Here is a 19692-nt window from a genome sequence, read left to right on the forward strand (position 1 = left end):
ATCGGCTCACGGTTTACGCTCCACGCTTCCTCCCCACGGTCGGTCACCCTTCCGCAGTTGCGCTTCACTTCGTTCGCTGTGGCCAGCTCACGGGAGGACTTGCACCTCCAGGAGTGCGCCCGTGCCGGGCGCACCAAAAAAACCCCGCACAGAGGCGGGGTTTTTTGTACTGCGGTGAACAAATCAGCCAAGAAGCTTGATCATTACACCCGCAGCAACCGCAGAGCCGATAACGCCAGCCACGTTCGGGCCCATGGCGTGCATCAGCAGGAAGTTCTGCGGGTTGGCTTCCAGGCCCACCTTGTTGGAGACCCGCGCTGCCATCGGCACCGCAGATACACCGGCAGAACCGATCAGCGGGTTGATCTGCTCTTTGCTCAGCTTGTTCATCAGCTTCGCCATCAGAACACCCGAGGCAGTACCCACACCGAAGGCCACGATACCCAGGCCCAAGATACCCAGGGTCTGGGCGTCCAGGAACTTGTCTGCCATCAGTTTGGAACCAACGGACAGGCCAAGGAAAATGGTCACGATGTTAATCAGCGCGTTCTGGGCCGTGTCGCTCAAACGCTCGACCACGCCACATTCACGCATCAGGTTACCGAAGGTGAACATACCCAGCAGCGGCGCTGCATCCGGCAGGAACAGAACGACCGCAATCAGAACCACCAGCGGGAAAATGATCTTTTCCTGCTTGCTGACAGGGCGCAGCTGCGTCATCTTGATCTTGCGCTCTTCAGCGGAGGTCAGTGCTTTCATGATCGGCGGCTGGATCATCGGCACCAGTGCCATGTAAGCGTAGGCAGAGACCGCAATGGCACCCAGCAAGTGCGGGGCCAGAACACTGGAGACATAGATGGAAGTCGGGCCATCTGCACCACCAATGATACCGATAGCGGCGGCTTCCAGAATGTTGAACTCCAGAACACCGGTCCAGTCCAGCAGCGCAGCACCAATGACAGTACCGAAGATACCGAACTGGGCAGCGGCACCCAGCAGCAGGGTCTTGGGGTTAGCCAGCAACGGACCGAAGTCGGTCATCGCGCCCACACCCATGAAGATCAACAGCGGACCAACCGTACTGCCAATGATCACGGAGTAGAAGTTATAGAGCATGCCATTGCCGTAACCGAAATCCTGGGCCAGGGAGTTGGCCATCGCCATTTCGGAGTAGCTGGCCTCTTTTACGGCCACCTTGAAGGCGTCTTTCAACTCTGGCGTCACCGCCTGCCCGACCTGGTAGGCCACATCCAGAGGTGCGGCCAGAGCAGCCAGAATCTGAGTTGACTCTTCCTTCAGGGCAAAATGGATGGCATTTTCCGCCGCAGTCAGGGCAAGGCCTGCCTCCGGAATATTCGCCAGGATGCCGCCGAACCCGATGGGTACCAGAAGCAACGGCTCAAATTTCTTGTTAATCGCAAGATAGAGAAGCAAGAGGCCGATGGCGATCATGATCACCTGGCCGATCTCGATGTTGAACAGGCCACTACCTGTCCAGAGTGTCATTAATTTATCCATGGAATGCTGGCCCTTATGCGATTGTCAGCATTTCGTCATCAGGGGAGACGGCATCACCGACCTTGATGAAGACTTCGCCGATTGTGCCGGCTTTTGGCGCGCGAACCTCGGTTTCCATTTTCATGGCCTCGAGGATAATCATCACATCGCCCTCTTCCACGGTGTCACCCGGAGAAACCAGAACCTTGAAGATGTTGCCGCCCAGCGGTGCAACCACAGGCTCGCCTTCACCCGCTGCAGGTGCCGGAGCCGAGGAAGCAGCCGGTGCGGAAGCGGCACCGCCCTCGCCCTGGATCTGGCTGATCTCGCCACCTTCGGAAACGGCAACCACAAACTTCTTGCCATTCACTTCAACGGTGTAGGTCTCAGGGCCTTCAGATTTCGCGGCCGGAGCAGCGCTTTCAGCGGTCGGAACCGGCTCGAACGCATCCGGGTTGTCACGGTTTTCCAGGAACTTCAGGCCGATCTGCGGGAACAGCGCGTAGGTGAGAACGTCGTCTTCAACGTTGTCAGACAGTTTGATACCCTTCTCGTCGGCCAGCTTCTTGAGTTCGTCAGTCAGCTTGTCCATTTCCGGCTCAAGCAGATCCGCCGGACGACAGGTCACAGGCTCTTTGCCATCCAGAACACGCTCCTGCAGTTCCTTGTTCATCGGCGCCGGTGCAGCACCGTACTCGCCTTTCAGGATCGCAGAGGTTTCTTTGGAGATGGACTTGTAGCGCTCGCCGGTCAGAACGTTCAGTACCGCCTGGGTACCGACGATCTGGGACGTCGGGGTTACCAGCGGGATGAAGCCCAGGTCTTCGCGAACCTTGGGAATCTCGTCCAGAACCTGATCAAACTTGTCGCTGGCGTTCTGCTCACGCAGCTGGTTTTCCATGTTGGTGAGCATGCCACCTGGTACCTGGGCAATCAGGATGCGGGAATCGGTCCCACGCAGGCTGCCTTCGAATTTCGCGTACTTCTTGCGCACCTGGCGGAAGTAGCTGGCGATTTCTTCCAGCAGGTTGAGGTCCAGGCCGGTGTCACGGTCAGTGCCCTCCAGAATCGCAACGACGGCTTCTGTGGGCGAGTGACCGTAGGTCATGCTCATGGAGGAAATGGCCGTATCCACGTTATCGATACCGGCCTCCGCAGCCTTGATGGCGGTAGCGGTCGACATGCCGGTGGTGGCGTGACACTGCATGTGGATCGGAATATCCAGCTCTTTCTTCAGACGGCTGACCAGATCATAGGCCACGTACGGCTTGAGGATACCGGCCATGTCCTTGATCGCAATGGAGTCCGCACCCATGTCGGCAACTTCTTTCGCCAGCTCTACCCACATCTCGATGGTGTGCACCGGGCTGGTGGTGTAGGCAATGGTGCCCTGGGCATGCTTGCCGGTCTTGCGAACGGCCTTAATGGCACGATCCAGGTTACGGGGATCGTTCATCGCATCGAAAATACGGAATACGTCAACGCCATTTTCAGCGGCACGTTCACAGAAACGGTCCACCACATCATCCGCATAATGACGATAGCCCAGCAGGTTCTGACCGCGCAGCAGCATCTGCTGCTGGGTGTTGGGCATGGCTTTTTTCAGCTCGCGGATGCGCTCCCAGGGATCTTCGCCCAGGTAGCGAATGCAGGAATCAAAGGTAGCGCCGCCCCAGGATTCCAGGGACCAGAAACCGACCTTGTCGAGTTTCTCGGCAATTGGCAGCATGTCATCCAGCCGCATACGGGTGGCAAGCAGGGACTGGTGGGCGTCACGCAGGATAACGTCCGTAATCCCCAGCGGTTTCTTTGTGTCAGTCATCGTGTCAGCCTTCTGTTTAAAGGTTCTAGTCTTTTACCGGTTCACTTCTTGTGGCGGGACCGGAATTGTGCAATCGCCTTCTTGATGGCCTCGGCGGTGTCAGGGTCAACCGACGCGGGCGCCTTCGGCTTGGCACGTGGCGTTTTGGCCGGGGTTGCCGGCTCTGGCGGCGCAAACCGTCCTATGAGCTTGGACATGAGGAGTGTCGCGAACACCAGAATAATGAGGAACACGAATACAAACCCCATTCCGGCAATCATCAGATCGACGGCTTGTGACATCAGGTCATTCATATCGAACAGCTACCTGTATTGATTTATATTTCTCCCGATCTGTGCCCGGACTGACCAGTTAGACTAAGGTCTAACACGCTTCCGCGACAATTCGGGGGGCAAAATCCTGCGTAATTTACCGTTTTCAGGGTGCCCGGGCAACCTGAATGCAAAAATCTATACGGGGTTTCCGAGCGTCGCGGCCCGAAAAGACACGCATTTATACAGACGAAGCAATTCTCATTCAGGCATATCGAACGCGTATTTTCCGCCCCTTGACCTTGCCACTTTCGAGCCTGGCCAATGCCTTAGCTGCAAGCGACTTCTCTACCGCGACAAAACACTGATGATCAAACAGATCAATCTTGCCGACAGCTTTGCCAGGCAGGCCTGCTTCGCCCGTCAGGGCACCCAGGACATCGCCGGGACGAACCTTGTCTTTGCGACCACCGGCAATGCACAGGGTCTTCATGGCGGGCACGACCGGTTTCAGCGGCGTCGCCAGGAGTTTCTCTGTGTCTCCCCATGTCACGCTGCGGCCTCTTTCGGACTCGATGCGGGTAATCTTGTGCCCCTGGGCCGGCGTGCAGAAGGTAACAGCATGACCCCGCTCCCCTGCCCGGCCGGTGCGCCCGATCCGATGGGTATGCACTTCGGGATCCCGCGCGGGCTCGGCGTTGATAACCAGGGGCAGAGACTTTATGTCGAGGCCACGGGCAGCCACGTCGGTGGCAACCAGGATGGAGCAGCTCTGATTGCCAAACCGCACGAGCACGCTGTCTCGATCCCGTTGCTCCAGATCGCCATGCAAAGGCAGCGCAGAGAAACCCCGCTCACCAAGTTCCGCCGCCATGTCGTCACACTGCTGTTTGGTGGTGCAGAAAACGATGCAGGACTCGGGCTGACGCTCGGAAAGCAGCGCTACGATGGCATCCGATTTGGAATGTGGCGACACTTCGTAGAACAGCTCTTCAATGTCCGGGTTGTCACCGGCTTCCTCGGCCCGAACGTCTACCGGGCTTTTCTGGTACTGCTTGCTCAATTCACGGATGGGCGCCGGCCAGGTCGCCGAAAACATCATGGTCTGGCGTGATGGCGGAGTCTGGGACAGGATGTCTTCCATCGCTTCCTGAAAACCCATATCCAGCATTCGGTCCGCCTCATCAAGCACCACGGTTTTAAGCCGCGCCAGCGAGAGGGTCTGCTTGCGCAGGTGGTCCTGAATCCTGCCCGGGGTACCCACAACAATATGAGCGCCATGGCTCAGGGACCCGATCTGGGGGCCGATGGCAACACCACCACACAGAGTCAGCACCTTGATATTGTCCCGGGCCCGCGCCAACTCACGGATAGCTTTGGCGACCTGGTCTGCCAGCTCACGGGTCGGGCACAGCACGAGCGCCTGAACCGCGAACAGTCGGGGATTGAGCCGCTCAACCAGGCTGATGCCAAACGCCGCCGTTTTTCCGCTACCGGTTTTGGCCATGGCAATGATGTCTTTTCCCGCCAGCCCCGGCGCAATGGCCTTCGCCTGAATCTCCGTGGGTTGGGCAAACCCCAGCTGGTTAAGGTTCGAGCACATGGCGGTAGACAGGCCAAAGTCGTTAAAAGAAGACATAGAAGAAAATCCCGGATTCAGCGGAAGCTGGTTATGAAGGCAATAATGAGGGCGTATACTAGGCCGAAATGATACCAGAATATGCAACGAAAGAACGGAGTTACTGATGGCATCCCTGCAGGATCAATTGCTGAAGGCCGGCCTTGCCGACGAGAAAAAAGCCAAGGCCATTCGCAGCGAAAAACGGAAGAAAAGAAAGCAGCAACCCAAGGGTGCTGTGGAAGTTAACGAGGCCGAGACCCGTGCACGTCAGGCCCGTGAGGAAAAAGCAGAGCGGGATCGCCAACTCAACCTGGAGCGTCAGCGCGCTGCCGAAAAGAAAGCCATCCAGGCCCAGATCCGGCAACTGGTAGAAACCAACCGGCTGGACCGGAGCCGCGGCGAAACCTCCTATCAGTTTGTTCATGACAAGAAGATCAAGAAGCTCTTCGTAGACGACACTATGGTCGATCAGCTATCCCGCGGCCGCCTGGCAATTGTTTTCGTGAACGATAACTACGAGATTGTGGCGGAAGGTGTTGCCCGAAAAATCATGGAGCGGGATGAGAGCGCCGTGGTGGTACTTCATGATCGCAAACAGGACGATGCAGGTGAGGATGATCCTTACGCAGGCTACGAAATCCCTGATGATCTGATGTGGTAACGCACTAATCAACCGCAGATCCACCCTTTTGGTCCTACATGCACCCGGGAAATACATAGGTACTACTCATAACCCCAAAACTTCTGACTTGACCTATACTTTAGTTATATCCATAGAACGAAGGGGATTAACTATGAGACTGAAAAAATCATTGAGCTTGATTGCTGGCGCCACGTTACTGGCGTCTTTGGCCAGTATGCCGGTTGCCGCCCAATCGGACGACCAGGTTTTCGGACGGGAACTGATGACCCAGCAAGAGCTGCAACAGCACCGGGAAACCATGCGCAACCTGAACACCGACGCCGAGCGTGCGAAGTACCGCCAGCTCCACCATGAACGGATGATGGAACGAGCCAGAGAGCGTGGCGTTGAGCTCAGGAACGGCATGGGACAGGGTTCCGGAAAAGGCATGGGTAAAGGCCAAGGCATGGGCCAGGGTATGGGGCAGAAAAACGGCCAGGGTATGGGCCAGCAAAATGGACAGGGCGCCGGGGGTGGCGGTAACGGCAAGAACCAGCAGTATAAGATGAAAGGCTCAAACAGCCAGTAGTCGGACATTGCTGTTCAGGGCCACAAAAAAATCGGGGCTGATTGTCAGCCCCGATTTTTATTTGCGCCTTTTACCTCGAGATTATTCAGGCATTGCGTAGACGCTTACGCGCCCACAAGCCGCCCATCGCCATCAGCACCAGGCCCGGCAGAACCGGATCGAACGGAGCACCTGGTTTGCCTGCGGTGCAACCAAAGATGGTACCGCCGCCACTACTGGACGCTGCAGTGGGCTCTTCAGGCTCGGGTTCAACCGGAGTATCTGGAATCATCGGATCATCAACTGCACCATTCAGACCGGTAACCCTGAACGTGAAGCTACAAGTCGTACTCACACCATCACCGGTACAGGTTGGCCAATTGGCAGCCGCGCCCACTGAAATTGTGGGGTTGATATTGACGTTGGCGAGATCTTCAATCGGGCCTTGAACATAACCGGCAACGCGTTCATATGCCGCTTCATCAGCCAGAATCGTCGCGTTTACAGCCTCAACAGTTTCGAACGAACCGTCTGCCAACTCATACAACCCATCCTCACCCTCATCAGACCTCCATGTAGCGTAGAGGGAGCCGTCTGAAGTATTGAGCACTTTCGGAGGTTGATTAGCCCACTCGGCGAAGGCATCAATGGCTACAGCCTCGCCATCGATCAGGACTTTGAAACCCTCGCCCGTATTGTTGTAATCGGCAACATACAGGCCAGCAGCAGAAGACTGATTCAATGAAATTGCATCAGGTACAGTATCTTGGGCATCCCCCTCACCCAAGGTATCCACAATTGGCCCTACATCGTCGGCTACGCTCGGGTCGAAGTTAATGCTGTTGGGATCCCATCGATCAGCGAGAGTATCTACCGTATTGTCGCCATCGGCATCTACCTCAACTGTCGTACTAAAGACTTTTTCATAAGTCTGCCAATCCGGCGCGGAAGCCGTTCCGGCGTTATAAGCCAGAAGGATCGAGTCGTTGGCCGGATTACCATCGTGATCAATAAACCATCCCGTGGGCGTTTCGCTCAGCGTCCGCCAATCACCAAACAAAGAACTGTACTGCGTGGCAATGGTGCCATTGGTTTCAAGCACATCTCCATCATCAGCCGTAGCAAGCGATTCAGTAAATGGAGCAACCTCGGTGCTGAAGAAAGGCAATCCCTCAACTTTACTACCGCCGAAAAGGCCGCCGGGGTACTTACCAACAGGCCCGATACTCAGTTTAGCGCCATCTGCAAAGCCGAAACCCAGACCATCACCAACAGATGAACGCATAAACTCGCTTCCAACCCCAAAACCGAGCTCGAAACGGATCGCATTCAAATCACCGCCAACCGAATTGGAGGCGTCGGTAAGATTGGAAAACTTGCCAATCACCCGATAGAGACTTACCGAATCATCGGCTGACACATCGACAACAATGTCGATGGGACCATTGGTTTCGGTTGTTTTAAGCTTGAAACGCTTTCCGGAATCAGGCGGGGCTGTACAGTTGTCGCCGGGGGCACGATCGGGCTGAGCCATCAGGCAACCGGCAAAATCGTATGTCTGCTGGGCGGTGAACGGCTCGTTATAGACCTTGATCCCCAACCCTACATTGCCAAAATCGTTAACCGGATCGAGCCACCCAAAGCTGGCAGTTCCCTCTGTATCGGTATACACCAAGGTTTTACCTTCAACCGGTGGAACCGCAAGGTTTTCTTCGTTCACTCCCTCCATCGTTGCCGCAACAGCCACACACGGCAGGCCAATCATGGAACAAAACACGGCGCTAGCAAGTCGATGTCTCGCAAAATCATTTTTTTAGTAGTCATAATGCTTTCCCTAATGCAGTTCAGAAAATCCAAAACATAGAGCAGTTCAAGATTACCGTTCATTCACAATCGTAAAGCACAAAAACCGATAAGCAAATGCTTTTTAGTTACAACTAGTAGAACAATCTAGCACGAACAGTTCTCATGCTTTTGCCAGAAGCGCAAAGCTGCAACATCGCGATCGGCCGTATACCCAGCCATGAGGCGCCCACGAACAGGAATCTCAAGACAATTACCTGTGAAAGAAAACTCCATTACACCGCTCGCAGTTGCAGCCAGTCGTTCCTGTCTAGCCACCGAATCGATAGGTGTGACTTTTTGTCGCACCCTCAAAGCCGAGCAGACCTGAATACCAATCAGGCAGTGTTCACCTTCGAGTCCTTGTAGGCTCACTGCTTAATGATTTTATATTTCGGAGAATTGCTGCATTTCCGTATCAAATAAACTCGTCCAGAAACTATCTGTTACGGTATGCCTCTGGATTCTTTTGATAAAAGCGGCCTTAATAGCTGCAAATAAAAGATTCCAAATTTCCTCGGTGTATCAATTTCGTTTGCTGCCTCGCGCTAAAAATGAGGCAAAACCACGCTTTGATGCTGCCCTCAAGCAAGTAAGGAAAACCATGACAGTCTCGAGCTTCCTCACCAACATGACCATCCGGACCAGATTGGCTGGCGGCTTTGCGGTTCTCCTGCTGCTGACCATCGTAGTGGGATTGGTAGGTGATCGGGCCCTGGAGAGCTATGGCCAACGTTCGAACATTGTTGCCATGCTCGGGCAGGTAAACACCAACCTGACCGAAGCCCGGGTTGAGGAGAAGAACTTTCTGCTGACCGGTGAGGCGCAGGCTGTTGCCCGGACTCAGGCCCAGGGCGACCGGGTTCTGGAGCTGACCAATGAGATCAAGCCGCTGCTCGCAGTCGCCAAGGATATTGAAACCTTGGGCCAGATCCAGGCAGACGTAAAACAATACCAGCGGCTCATGGGCGAGGTTGAAACCAACATTGGTGAACGGGAGGCAGCGCTCGAGCGCCTTGAAACCAGTGCCCGCATCTTCGGATCTTCTTTGAAGGCCCACAGCTCTCTGTTCTTCGCTTCAGCCATTTTCGAGGATATGCGTCGCTCTGAACGCAAGTTCCTGATCGAACATGATGACGCCAGCGTCAAGGCTTATCTCGATGATGCGAAAAGAGTCCAGGGCCCGCTGAAATCAGCGGCGATCACGACCGAGGAAAAAGACCAGATCAATGCTGCGCTGAAGACCTATGTCAATGAATTTCAAACGGTCGTGGATCTCACCAACTCCGGAAAACAGCTGTCGGATGATATGGTCAGCACAGCTCGCAGTGCCATCGAATCGGCAAATAACCTTCGGGCACTTCAGACTGAGAAAATGGAGGCTGATCGTGAGCAGGCTTCCTGGTTGATCTTCGGCGCGACCGGTATCGCCCTTATTCTTGGCATCCTGATGGCCCTACTCATTACCCGCGCCATCGTCTCCCCTGTTAACCAGGCAGTGAGCATCGCCTCCGAGGTGGCTTCTGGCAACCTGACCGTGGATATCAAGGCCAGCGGTACCAACGAGATCGGACGACTGATGGCTGCCCTGGCTACCATGGTGACCAGCCTCCGGGAATTGGTAAGAAGTATTGAGTCGGGGGCCTCCAATATTGCAGCCTCGGCAGAAGAACTCTCAACTGTTACCAGCCAGACCAGCGATGGCATCAATCGTCAGAAGCAGGAAACCGATCAGGTTGCTACCGCCATGAACGAAATGACCGCAACCGTTGGTGAGATCGCCCGCAGCGCCGAACAGGCCTTTTCCGTGGCCGCCGATGCGGCCAGCCAGGCCAGCGACGGTGAGCGGGAAGTCCGCGCGACCGTAGATCAGGTCAACAATCTGGCACGGGAAGTCAGCCAGAGCATGGAGACCATCCAGGGACTCCAGAAAGAAACCGCGAACATCGGCACCGTTCTGGATGTGATCAAATCCGTCGCCGAGCAGACCAACCTGCTGGCGCTGAACGCCGCTATCGAGGCAGCGCGGGCTGGTGAGCAGGGTCGCGGCTTTGCCGTGGTGGCCGACGAGGTGCGCTCTCTCGCACAGCGGACACAATCATCGGCCCAGGAAATCGAGACTCTGGTAACGTCACTTCAGAACAGCGCCGGTGACTCGGTGTCCGCGATGGAGTCCAGCACCACCATGGCCTCGAACACCCTTGAACGTGCCACGGCAACCGGAACGACCATTGAGCGCATTGCCCGTGCTGTAGAGGAGATCAAACAGTACAACAGTCAGATTGCCACAGCTTCCGAACAACAGACTTCGGTGGCCGAGGAAATCAACCAGAACATTACCAGCATTCGGGATGTTACGGATCAGTCCGCCGCCTCATCGAACCAGACCGCCAGCTCGAGCAGCGAACTGGCAAGGCTGGGCAGCGACCTGCAGAACCTTGTTTCACGTTTCAGGCTGTAATTGAACAGCCTGCTGCCTAATCATCCCGATTCCAGTACACCCGAACGAGGTTCGATTCCTTGGTGTACTGGATGTCCAGATTACCGTCGTACGCTCGCTCAATAGCCTCCCCGGTGCCCCGGGGTAGATGCAGATCGGTGAATTTCACCACCAGCTCTCCCTCTGGACCGTCTTCCACACTCATAAGACGTTTCATCGGGTGCTCGAGCTTTTCTTCCTCGACCTTGTTGTGGATGAGTTTCAGGATTGCATCTCGATGCTTACCCAGAAAGCCCCCGGAGAGAGTCAGTATTCCAGCTGGCATATTATCCCGGATTCGCTCACAAGCCGGACACATAAGCTCGTTAAGCTCGCCTGCGGGTGGCGTTGCCCACTGCCAGCGCCCTTTATGGAAAGCTGCACCGCACTCGGAGCATATCGCTGGCTCCTTGGGCTTGGATCTGGCTACGTATGGATCGTGAATCTCTTCTTTGAGAAGCCGGTCATCCCGTCCGTGGCCAGCTGCAACACTGTCTTTGCCGCTCATGCCCTCACTCCTTTCCCTGATGACGGAATCTGGTCGTTCATTGCAGCCCGTGACGGTCAAAAATTTCCCTGACCTCACGTTCGGTCTCTGCAGGCACGATGACCTTGACCAGCTTGGCGTCTTCGTCGATGTAGATGTTATCCCGGGGAATGCCGGTCGCAATCAAGTCATCCCAGGTATTCTTGGCCTGGTCGCGATCCCGATAGGCGCCGTTTACTGTTTTGCTCATGAGTGAAACCTCCTGTTTGATTTCGATTTCCTTACATCTGAACGAATAGGCAGGGAGGGTGGAGCTGTGCAAATATTGATCAACCGGAAATTGACGGAGAGCAAGACTGGAAGGCTAAAGCAAAACGCCCCAGCCTGTGGGGTGCACAAACTGAGGCGCTTTGGACTTTATTTGGCACGGCTGGGAGGATTATTCGGGCCTTTGGCCCTCACCCCTTCGGGGTCGCCGTCGCATTGCTCCGGCGTTCCTCAACCCACTGCGTGGGTTTCGGTCGAACCTCTTATCGGTTCAAATCCTCCCAGCTATACAAAGCAAAACGCCTCAGCCTGTGAGGTTCACAAACTGAGGCGTCTTGATCTTAATATGGCGCGGCTGGGAGGATTCGAACCTCCGACCGCCTGGTTCGTAGCCAGGTACTCTATCCAGCTGAGCTACAGCCGCTTAAAACTTGTGGCAGGTTGATCGATGGCGCGGCTGGGAGGATTCGAACCTCCGACCGCCTGGTTCGTAGCCAGGTACTCTATCCAGCTGAGCTACAGCCGCACATTGATCACTTGCTTTGGTTGAGTGCTACTTCAACCTGTCTCGCTTTCCTCAAAAAAGGAAATGGCGGAGAGGGAGGGATTCGAACCCTCGGTACGATTGCTCGTACGGTTCCTTAGCAGGGAACTGGTTTCAGCCACTCACCCACCTCTCCTTGAGAACGGGGCGTATACTACCATAATTTTTCTGTTTTCATAGGGTTGACACGAGATTTTTCGGGCCCGTTTCCCCACACCATCAAAAAAGCCGTTCAGGTTTCCCTTGAACGGCTTTCTGTCTCTCAGCTGTTGCCGGGCTCGGGCTCTTCAGAGCCTTTTTCCGACTGAATCCGCTGGTAGATTTCTTCACGGTGTACCGCGACTTCTTTCGGGGCATTGACGCCAATGCGCACCTGATTGCCTTTCACTCCCAGGACGGTGACGGTGATATCGTCGCCGACCATCAGAGTTTCGCCCACGCGGCGAGTCAAAATCAACATATCCCTTACTCCCTATCCAGAGCTACCTGTTCCGATAAATGGTTTTTTGATCTATTTATTGCTTTTATAGTGGGATCACTTACTGATCTGTAGACGCACATTCCCTTATACGGTGCACGTTTGTCATAGGCTCAGTATATGATGCCCTTTTTTCGGAGGCCCCGCAGACCGACCTTTTATCTGCGGTTTTCAGGCCTCTTCCGATACCGCGGGCTTGTCCAGTTCAAATGCACTGTGAAGTGCGCGAACCGCAAGCTCAAGGTATTTCTCGTCGATCACCACGGAAATCTTGATTTCTGATGTGGAGATCATCTGGATATTGATTCCCTCGTTGGACAGCGCCTCGAACATCTGAGTGGCCACACCAGCGTGAGAACGCATACCGACACCCACGATGCTGACTTTGGCAATCTTGCTGTCGCCGGCCACTTCACGAGCGCCCAGTTCGTCAGCAACACGCTGAAGCACTTCTTTCGCACGCTTGAAATCATTGCGATGGACGGTGAACGTGAAGGCTGTGCGGTTATCCTCACCCACGTTCTGCACGATCATATCCACTTCGATATTGGCGTCACTCACCGGCTTCAGAATGCGCAGCGCGCTGCCCGGGGTATCCGGTACGCCGGCAATGGTCAGTTTGGCTTCATCACGGTTAAAAGCGATGCCGGAAACAACCGGTTGTTCCATGGCGTTTTCATCCTCAAGAGTAATCAGGGTGCCCTCGCCTTCCTGGAAGCTGGAAAGAACCCTTAATGGAACGTTGTATTTACCTGCAAATTCTACCGAGCGGATCTGGAGCACTTTCGAACCCAGACTCGCCATTTCAAGCATTTCCTCGAACGTAATCCGTTCAAGCCTGCGCGCAGTGTCGACAACCCTTGGGTCGGTTGTATAGACACCGTCAACGTCAGTATAGATCTGGCACTCGTCTGCCCTGAGCGCTGCCGCCAGAGCCACCGCTGTGGTATCGGAGCCGCCACGCCCGAGCGTAGTGATGTTTCCACTCTCGTCTATGCCCTGGAATCCGGCAACCACAACCACTCGACCAGCATCCAGATCTTCGCGCATACGCTGCTCATCGATCTGTTTGATCCGCGCCTTGGTATGGCTGCTGTCGGTCAGGATGCGCACCTGTGAACCGGTGTAGGACCGCGCTTCACAACCGAGCTTCTGCAGCGCCATGGACAGGAGCGCAATGGTTACCTGCTCACCAGTGGATACCAGCACATCCATCTCACGCGGTGTCGGCTCCTCCATGATGTTGTTGGCCAGGGCGATCAGCCGGTTGGTTTCACCGCTCATGGCGGAAACCACGACAACAACATCATGACCTTCCTTCCGAAAACGGCTCACCTTCTCGGCTACCGCTTCAATACGCTCGGTTGTTCCAACCGATGTGCCACCAAATTTCTGAACCAACAGAGCCATTATTTTCCCAATATCCGAAACGGGGACTCACAGCGGAGTGACACTCCGCCACTTAGAAGAAACGGGCGGGATTATAAACCCCAGCCCGCCGACAAAAACAGTTGCTTAAGCGATATTTTTCTCGACCCAGCCGGCAACACCCGCCAGGGCATCCTCCAGCTTGGATGGATCGTTGCCACCACCCTGAGCCATGTCGGGTCGCCCCCCGCCCTTGCCATCGACCTGGGCGGCCAGATGCTTCATGAGGTCCCCGGCCTTGATCCGGCCCGTGGCCGATTTTGTAACACCGGCAACCAGAGTCACCTTGCCATCTTCCACGCTGGCCAGAACCACAACGCCCTCGCCTAGCTTGTTCTTCAGCTGATCGGCCGTTTCCATCAGGGCCTTGCGGTCAGCACCTTCCAACTCGGAAGCCACCACCTTGAGCCCGCCGACGTCGACAGCGGTACTGGCCAGATCGGTACCGGCCGAGGAAGCAAGTTTTGCCTTCAGCGCGTCCACTTCCTTCTCAAGCTGACGGTTGCGGTCAATCGTCTGCTGGACCTTTTCAATGACCGACTCGCGGGAGCCTTTCACCAGACGGGCCGCCTCGCGAAGGGTACGCTCGGTGCCGTCGATCCAGTCCAGCGCGCCCATGCCGGTAACGGCTTCGATACGACGGACGCCGGATGATATGCCACTTTCAGAGGTAATACGGAAAAGACCAATGTCCCCGGTACGGGAAACGTGCGTACCACCACACAGTTCAACGGAGTAATTGTCGGTACCCATGCTGAGTACCCGAACCACATCACCGTACTTTTCCCCGAACAGCGCCATGGCACCCTTTTCCTGGGCCTTTTCCATGTCGGTAATTTCGGTCTGGACCGGGCTGTTTTCCAGGATCTGCTCGTTCACCTGGCGCTCAATCTCGCGAAGCTGCTCCGGAGTAACGGCCTCGAAATGGGAGAAATCGAAACGCAGTTTATCCGGGTCCACCAGTGAACCTTTCTGGCTAACGTGCTCACCCAGTACCTTGCGAAGGGCCGCGTGCAGTAGGTGCGTAGCGGAGTGGTTACGCTTGGTTCGCTCGCGACGGGCGTGATCAATCCGCGCATCGACTTCCAGCCCCGGAAACAGCTCGCCCTCGATCAGGGTGCCAAGGTGCAGGTGGTTATCCCCTTCCTTTCGGGTGTCCGTTACCTTGAACCGGCCGCCGCTCCAGGTCAGCAGACCAGTATCGCCGACCTGGCCACCAGACTCGGCATAGAACGGCGTGCGCTCGAGCACCACAACGGCCTCATCACCGGCTTCGGCGGTCTTTTCCTCGCCGTTCACGATGACTGCACGGATTTTCTCGTGGCCGTCAATGTGATCGTAACCGGTGAACTCGGTCTTGCCCTCAAGCTGCAGGCCCGCGGCGTTGTAGTCGATCCCGAATTTGCTGGCTGCCCGGGCGCGCTCGCGCTGACCTTCCATCGCCTTCTCATAACCTTCGTAATCCAGCGTCAGGCCTCGTTCGCGAGCGATGTCGTTGGTCAGGTCGACAGGGAAACCATAGGTGTCATAAAGCGTGAAGATTGTCTCACCCGGAATCTCGGTACCCTTGAGTTCGGCAATGTCCTGCTCAAGCAGACGCAAACCCTTGTCCAACGTCTTGGCAAACTGCTCCTCTTCCTGCAGCAGAACCTTTTCAATCTGTTTGCGGCTGCTGACCAGCTGCGGGAAGGCCTCGCCCATCAGCTCGCACAGTGCACCGGTGAGTTTGTAGAAAAACGGCCCGGTTGCACCCAGCTTGTTGCCATGGCGTGCCGCGCGGCGAATGATACGGCGCAGCACAAAACCGCGCCCCTCGTTTGAGGGCATGACGCCGTCCGCGATCAGGAAGGCGCAGGAACGGATGTGGTCCGCGACCACACGCAAAGATGCTTCCGTGGTTGCGGCACCGCCCAGAATCTGTGAGGCGGCTGCCAGCAAATCCTGGAACAGATCAATTTCATAGTTGCTGTGAACACCCTGCAGAACCGCCGTGATGCGCTCCAGACCCATGCCAGTGTCAACAGACGGCTTGGGCAGCTTCAACATCTCACCGTCAGCGGTGCGGTTGTACTGCATGAACACCACGTTCCAGATTTCGATGTAGCGGTCACCGTCCTCTTCCGGTGATCCGGGGGGACCACCAGCAACATCCGGGCCGTGATCGTAGAAGATTTCGGTGCAGGGACCGCAGGGACCGGTGTCCCCCATCTGCCAGAAGTTGTCTGAGGCGTAACGGCCGCCTTTGTTATCGCCGATACGGACGATACGGTCTGCCGGCACGCCGATTTCCTTGTTCCAGATGTCGAAGGCTTCGTCGTCTTCCGCGTAAACGGTAACCCAGAGTTTCTCCTGAGGCAGGTTCAGCCAGTTCTCGCCGGTCAGGAATGTCCAGGCGTAGTTGATGGCTTCCCGCTTGAAGTAATCACCGAAGCTGAAGTTGCCCAGCATCTCGAAGAAGGTGTGGTGACGGGCGGTGTAACCGACGTTTTCGAGGTCGTTGTGCTTGCCGCCAGCGCGGACACATTTCTGGGACGAGGTTGCCCGGGTGTAGTCGCGCTCTTCACGACCCAGGAACAGGTCCTTGAACTGGTTCATTCCCGCATTCGTAAACAACAATGTGGGGTCGTCCGCAGGTACCAGCGAACTACTTGGAACAATGGTGTGACCTTGCTGCTTGAAATAATCGAGGAATGCCTGTCGCAACTCTGCGGTTTTCATAGCCCTTTGATACCTTTCCAGAAACCCGGCGGAAATGCCGCCCGGTCCGCGATTGAATACGGATACTTACATGCTTGTGCAAATCCGCTACTCTAGCACACGCCGAGAACAGGAAAAACGTGAAACATCACAGGAGATTCCATGCCCCGACGCTTCCATGACGCCGAGGAACTATTCCCACCAGCCACCGCCCTCAAACGTGCCCTTGCCATTATTTACGACGGTTTGATCAGCATTGCCGTGCTGCTTGTCGCTACCTGGGGATACACCATGGTGGCTGGCTGGATCACCGGCTGGGACAGGTACGAACAGATGGCCGAGGCAGGCCAGCTTTCCGGGGACCCGGGGCTGACGTTCACGTTGTTCCTGATCCTTTACCTGTTCTTTGCCTATTTCTGGACGCGCATTGGCCAGACCCTGGGGATGCAGGTCTGGCGGATTCGAATTGAAAACATTGATGGTACTTCGGTGAGCTGGAGCAAGGCGCTCAGGCGTTACGTGACGGCGGCGGCTGTGATCTTCCTGACACTTCTGGGCAGCTACTACCTCGGAGCTGCCACCCTGTTTCTGGGCATCCCGGCTATTGTTGCGCTGTTCTATCCGATCAATGGTCTGTCCATTACCGACCGCCTCTCTGACAGCGTGGTTGTATCCATACCCAAAGAAGCGACCAAAAAGTAATGGTTTAGCCGGTGGGATAGCAGGGCTGGTCAACCAGCCCGCCGCATCAGGATGCCACCAGCCACGGCGCTTACCGCGATGGGCACCAGCACCGCAAGCATTGGGTTGAACCCGTATACAAGGCTCATTGGCCCAAGAAAATCCTGCATATATTTGAACAGAAGCCCCACCAACAGCCCGGTAAACACCCGGAATCCCATGGTTACCGAGCGCAACGGCCCAAAGATGAAGGATATTGCCACCAGCACCATGACCGCCGTTCCCAGAGGCATGAGCGCCTTCTTCCAGAACGCCAGCCAATAGCGGGAGGCGTTGAGGCTTTGCTCGCCAAGATAGGTGGCGTATGTGTAGAGTCCGGTCATCGAAAGATTCTCAGGCTTCACGATCAACACGCTGAGAACGCCGGGCGAGAGGCCGGTTTCCCAGCGCAGGGTCCGGTCGTCAACGCGTACTGTCCGATCATCCTCGAAGCTCGTGGTGCGAACATTCTCCAGCAACCAGTGGTCGCCCTGATAAATCGCTCGCTCCGCAAAACTTGCGGCCAGCAGCTGCCGATCATCATCAAACTGGAAACGCGACACTCCATGCAGGACGCCATTCGGTTGCACGGCATTCAGATGGATGTATGAATCCCCTTCCTTGTGCCAGACCCCCGAAGCCGACGCCACGTTGCTACCGGCGCCCAATGCCACCGCCTTGTAACTCTGGGCCACGCGCTCGGCAGGCGGAGCCAGATATTCGCCTATCAATACACCCATAACCACGATAACCAGCGCCGGCTTCATTGCGGACCAGACAATACGCTTGAGCGATACGCCGGCAGCCCGTACAACCGTCAACTCCGAGGAACTGGCCATAGAACCCAGGCCCACCAGGCAGCCCATGAAGGCACCCAGCGGCAGATAATCGTAGATTCGTCTTGGCAGGGTCAGAAAGACATACCAGAGTGCGTCCTGGATCTGGTAGTTGTTGCGGATGTCATCCAGTTCGGCGATGAACGCAAAAATGAGATCAAGGGACAACACCACCATCATCACGAGGAACATCGCACCGCCAACCGTGCGCATTACATACCCGTCAATCTTGCGCACGAGCACCCCCATCCCGAATCAGGCGCCGGCGGTACAACCACGCTGGGCCGAACTGAAGCCATAGCCCGAAGCCGAGGAACAACGCGTGGACCCAGAGCATGCCCAGCCATTCCGGGACCTTGCCGGCCGCCAGCCAGTCCCGGGCGACAATGAGCAGCCCGAGATAAGTAATGTAGACAAGCATTGCCGGTAACAGATGAAAGAACCGGCCCTGGCGTGGATTCACGCGGCTCAGCCTCACTGCCAGCAACGTCACAATTGGCACGATGAGCGGCAGCGAAAAACGCCAGTGCAGCAACGCACGATCTTCCAGGCGGTCTGACTGCATCAGGCTCCAGGTACTGGCGCCCTCTTCCCGCTGCTTGGTGCCAGCCTCGCCGCCCTCAATCTTCAGACCGTAGGCTTCGAAATCGATCACATTGTAATTCAGCTGGCCCGCGGCGCCCTCAAAGCGACCGCCGTTTTCCAGAATGAGAAAACGGCTGCCGGTTTCCGGATCGATCAGCTGGGAGCCGGAATCTGCGGTTATGATCGTCAGGCCACGCCCGTCCGGCGCGTACTCGGCGATAAAAACGCCCTGCAACTGGCGCTTGTCTTCACTCAAAGCCTCGGTATAGGTCACCCGTCCGCCAGAGGAAAAATCCTGGAAGCGCCCGGGCGCAAGCATTTCAAACTCGGTTGCCTTTCGTTGTTCGTTCAGAATTTCCTGAACCTGATTCATTCCCCAGGGCGACACGTAAAGACTCATGGCACCGACAATGATCATCACTGGCAGACTGCCCAGAAGCGTTTTTCCCAACAGTGCCTTGTCACTCACCCCACAGGCGGACAGGACCGTCATTTCGCTTTCGAGATACATACGCCCATAGGCGAGCAGGATACCGATGAACAGCCCGAGGGGCAGAATCAGCTCAAGAAAACCCGGAAACCGAAAGGCCATGATCTCCAGCAGCACACCGGCCGAAATGCTGCCCTGGGCCGCACTGTCGAGATATTTCAGGAAACGGCCACTCATGAACACCAGCAGCAGGATGCCCGAAACGGCAACCATGCTGATCATGATCTGGCGTATGAGGTAACGGAAAATGATGCTCAAATCGGTCTCTCTGGCGGTATCCGCTGAAACGTGGAGGTCGCTGGGAACTGCGCGTATTCTATGTAACCTTGGTGCCGAATGACAGAGTAGCGGCATTACACCGGCATGAAGGCACACACAGGCACGGAAGCGGCGCCAATCGCTTGATAATTTCCCCGCAAGCCCCAATGCTAGACTAGATCACAATCAAGAACGATTCC

General features: G+C 56.0%; 16 protein-coding genes and 3 tRNA genes. 4 read left to right on the forward strand and 15 right to left on the reverse strand.

The features are described from left to right. Positions 1-183 precede the first annotated feature (183 nt). The 4 genes from AC13DD_RS06585 to dbpA form a co-directional block, all read right to left on the reverse strand. Complete coding sequence (locus AC13DD_RS06585; RefSeq protein ID WP_053114931.1) at positions 184-1518, reverse strand: sodium ion-translocating decarboxylase subunit beta; 1335 nt, start codon at positions 1516-1518, stop codon at positions 184-186. 13 nt (positions 1519-1531) lie between these two features. After that, positions 1532-3319, reverse strand: coding sequence for a sodium-extruding oxaloacetate decarboxylase subunit alpha (gene oadA, locus AC13DD_RS06590; protein ID WP_053114930.1), 1788 nt, complete (start codon positions 3317-3319; stop codon positions 1532-1534). Between the two features lie 41 nt (positions 3320-3360). Beyond that, positions 3361-3612, reverse strand: coding sequence for an OadG family protein (locus AC13DD_RS06595; RefSeq protein WP_008172126.1), 252 nt, complete (start codon positions 3610-3612; stop codon positions 3361-3363). A gap of 223 nt (positions 3613-3835) precedes the next feature. Continuing rightward, a complete protein-coding gene (gene dbpA, locus AC13DD_RS06600) occupies positions 3836-5209 on the reverse strand; it encodes an ATP-dependent RNA helicase DbpA (protein ID WP_008172127.1) in 1374 nt (457 codons plus the stop codon). Positions 5210-5315: 106 nt separating this feature from the next. Here dbpA and AC13DD_RS06605 point away from each other — a divergent pair, with 106 nt between their 5' ends. Both AC13DD_RS06605 and AC13DD_RS06610 read left to right on the forward strand, forming a co-directional pair. Further along, positions 5316-5852, forward strand: coding sequence for a DUF2058 domain-containing protein (locus tag AC13DD_RS06605; RefSeq protein ID WP_008172128.1), 537 nt, complete (start codon positions 5316-5318; stop codon positions 5850-5852). A 133-nt stretch (positions 5853-5985) separates the two neighbouring features. Then, complete coding sequence (locus AC13DD_RS06610) at positions 5986-6402, forward strand: hypothetical protein (protein WP_053114929.1); 417 nt, start codon at positions 5986-5988, stop codon at positions 6400-6402. Between the two features lie 85 nt (positions 6403-6487). On the opposite strand, the gene AC13DD_RS06615 is transcribed toward AC13DD_RS06610, so the two are convergent. Next, on the reverse strand, positions 6488-8101 hold the full coding sequence (locus AC13DD_RS06615; protein WP_217646348.1) for a choice-of-anchor F family protein: 1614 nt from the start codon (positions 8099-8101) through the stop codon (positions 6488-6490). Between the two features lie 726 nt (positions 8102-8827). Here AC13DD_RS06615 and AC13DD_RS06620 point away from each other — a divergent pair. Continuing rightward, on the forward strand, positions 8828-10684 hold the full coding sequence (locus AC13DD_RS06620; RefSeq protein ID WP_053114927.1) for a HAMP domain-containing methyl-accepting chemotaxis protein: 1857 nt from the start codon (positions 8828-8830) through the stop codon (positions 10682-10684). A 16-nt stretch (positions 10685-10700) separates the two neighbouring features. Here the strand turns inward: AC13DD_RS06620 and AC13DD_RS06625 are convergent, their stop codons facing one another. The 8 genes from AC13DD_RS06625 to alaS all read right to left on the reverse strand — a co-directional run bounded on the left by AC13DD_RS06625 (position 10701) and on the right by alaS (position 16624). After that, entirely contained in the window at positions 10701-11210 is a 510-nt protein-coding gene (locus AC13DD_RS06625) for a BCAM0308 family protein (RefSeq protein WP_053114926.1), read from the reverse strand. 37 nt (positions 11211-11247) lie between these two features. Continuing rightward, positions 11248-11439 (reverse strand): SPOR domain-containing protein, encoded by a 192-nt coding sequence (locus AC13DD_RS06630; RefSeq protein WP_053114925.1) that lies wholly within the window; start codon positions 11437-11439, stop codon positions 11248-11250. A 364-nt stretch (positions 11440-11803) separates the two neighbouring features. Beyond that, positions 11804-11880: transfer RNA gene (locus tag AC13DD_RS06635), tRNA-Arg, on the reverse strand. A 25-nt stretch (positions 11881-11905) separates the two neighbouring features. Continuing rightward, positions 11906-11982: transfer RNA gene (locus AC13DD_RS06640), tRNA-Arg, on the reverse strand. Positions 11983-12046: 64 nt separating this feature from the next. After that, positions 12047-12136 (reverse strand) — tRNA-Ser (locus AC13DD_RS06645). 126 nt (positions 12137-12262) lie between these two features. Next, positions 12263-12460, reverse strand: coding sequence for a carbon storage regulator CsrA (gene csrA / locus AC13DD_RS06650; protein WP_008172808.1), 198 nt, complete (start codon positions 12458-12460; stop codon positions 12263-12265). Positions 12461-12649: 189 nt separating this feature from the next. Continuing rightward, positions 12650-13888, reverse strand: a complete 1239-nt coding sequence (locus tag AC13DD_RS06655) for an aspartate kinase (RefSeq protein WP_014576751.1) — start codon at positions 13886-13888, stop codon at positions 12650-12652. Positions 13889-13993: 105 nt separating this feature from the next. Beyond that, entirely contained in the window at positions 13994-16624 is a 2631-nt protein-coding gene (gene alaS, locus AC13DD_RS06660; RefSeq protein ID WP_482931008.1) for an alanine--tRNA ligase, read from the reverse strand. A gap of 141 nt (positions 16625-16765) precedes the next feature. Between alaS and AC13DD_RS06665 the strand changes: the two genes are divergently transcribed. Next, positions 16766-17305: an RDD family protein gene (locus AC13DD_RS06665; protein ID WP_008172814.1), complete on the forward strand. Its 540-nt coding sequence runs from the start codon at positions 16766-16768 to the stop codon at positions 17303-17305. 29 nt (positions 17306-17334) lie between these two features. On the opposite strand, the gene lptG is transcribed toward AC13DD_RS06665, so the two are convergent. Both lptG and lptF read right to left on the reverse strand, forming a co-directional pair. Further along, positions 17335-18396 carry an LPS export ABC transporter permease LptG gene (lptG, locus tag AC13DD_RS06670; RefSeq protein WP_053115564.1) on the reverse strand — a complete coding sequence of 354 codons (1062 nt, stop codon included), beginning with the start codon at positions 18394-18396 and terminating at the stop codon, positions 17335-17337. Further along, the gene (gene lptF / locus AC13DD_RS06675) at positions 18383-19492 is read right to left on the reverse strand and encodes an LPS export ABC transporter permease LptF (protein ID WP_008172817.1); all 1110 of its coding nucleotides are present in this window, start codon (positions 19490-19492) and stop codon (positions 18383-18385) included. Before lptF ends, lptG begins: the two co-directional genes overlap by 14 nt. Positions 19493-19692 lie beyond the last annotated feature (200 nt).

The sequence above is a fragment of the Marinobacter sp. L-13 genome (assembly GCF_056857715.1).

Excerpts from the sequence above, each read along its gene's own strand:
- AC13DD_RS06585 (WP_053114931.1), bottom strand. The coding sequence starts at position 1,518 with ATGGATAAATTAATGACACTCTGGACAGGTAGTGGCCTGTTCAACATC.
- oadA (WP_053114930.1), bottom strand. The coding sequence starts at position 3,319 with ATGACTGACACAAAGAAACCGCTGGGGATTACGGACGTTATCCTGCGT.
- AC13DD_RS06595 (WP_008172126.1), bottom strand. The coding sequence starts at position 3,612 with ATGAATGACCTGATGTCACAAGCCGTCGATCTGATGATTGCCGGAATG.
- dbpA (WP_008172127.1), bottom strand. The coding sequence starts at position 5,209 with ATGTCTTCTTTTAACGACTTTGGCCTGTCTACCGCCATGTGCTCGAAC.
- AC13DD_RS06605 (WP_008172128.1), top strand. The coding sequence starts at position 5,316 with ATGGCATCCCTGCAGGATCAATTGCTGAAGGCCGGCCTTGCCGACGAG.
- AC13DD_RS06610 (WP_053114929.1), top strand. The coding sequence starts at position 5,986 with ATGAGACTGAAAAAATCATTGAGCTTGATTGCTGGCGCCACGTTACTG.
- AC13DD_RS06620 (WP_053114927.1), top strand. The coding sequence starts at position 8,828 with ATGACAGTCTCGAGCTTCCTCACCAACATGACCATCCGGACCAGATTG.
- AC13DD_RS06625 (WP_053114926.1), bottom strand. The coding sequence starts at position 11,210 with ATGAGCGGCAAAGACAGTGTTGCAGCTGGCCACGGACGGGATGACCGG.
- AC13DD_RS06630 (WP_053114925.1), bottom strand. The coding sequence starts at position 11,439 with ATGAGCAAAACAGTAAACGGCGCCTATCGGGATCGCGACCAGGCCAAG.
- csrA (WP_008172808.1), bottom strand. The coding sequence starts at position 12,460 with ATGTTGATTTTGACTCGCCGCGTGGGCGAAACTCTGATGGTCGGCGAC.
- AC13DD_RS06655 (WP_014576751.1), bottom strand. The coding sequence starts at position 13,888 with ATGGCTCTGTTGGTTCAGAAATTTGGTGGCACATCGGTTGGAACAACC.
- alaS (WP_482931008.1), bottom strand. The coding sequence starts at position 16,624 with ATGAAAACCGCAGAGTTGCGACAGGCATTCCTCGATTATTTCAAGCAG.
- AC13DD_RS06665 (WP_008172814.1), top strand. The coding sequence starts at position 16,766 with ATGCCCCGACGCTTCCATGACGCCGAGGAACTATTCCCACCAGCCACC.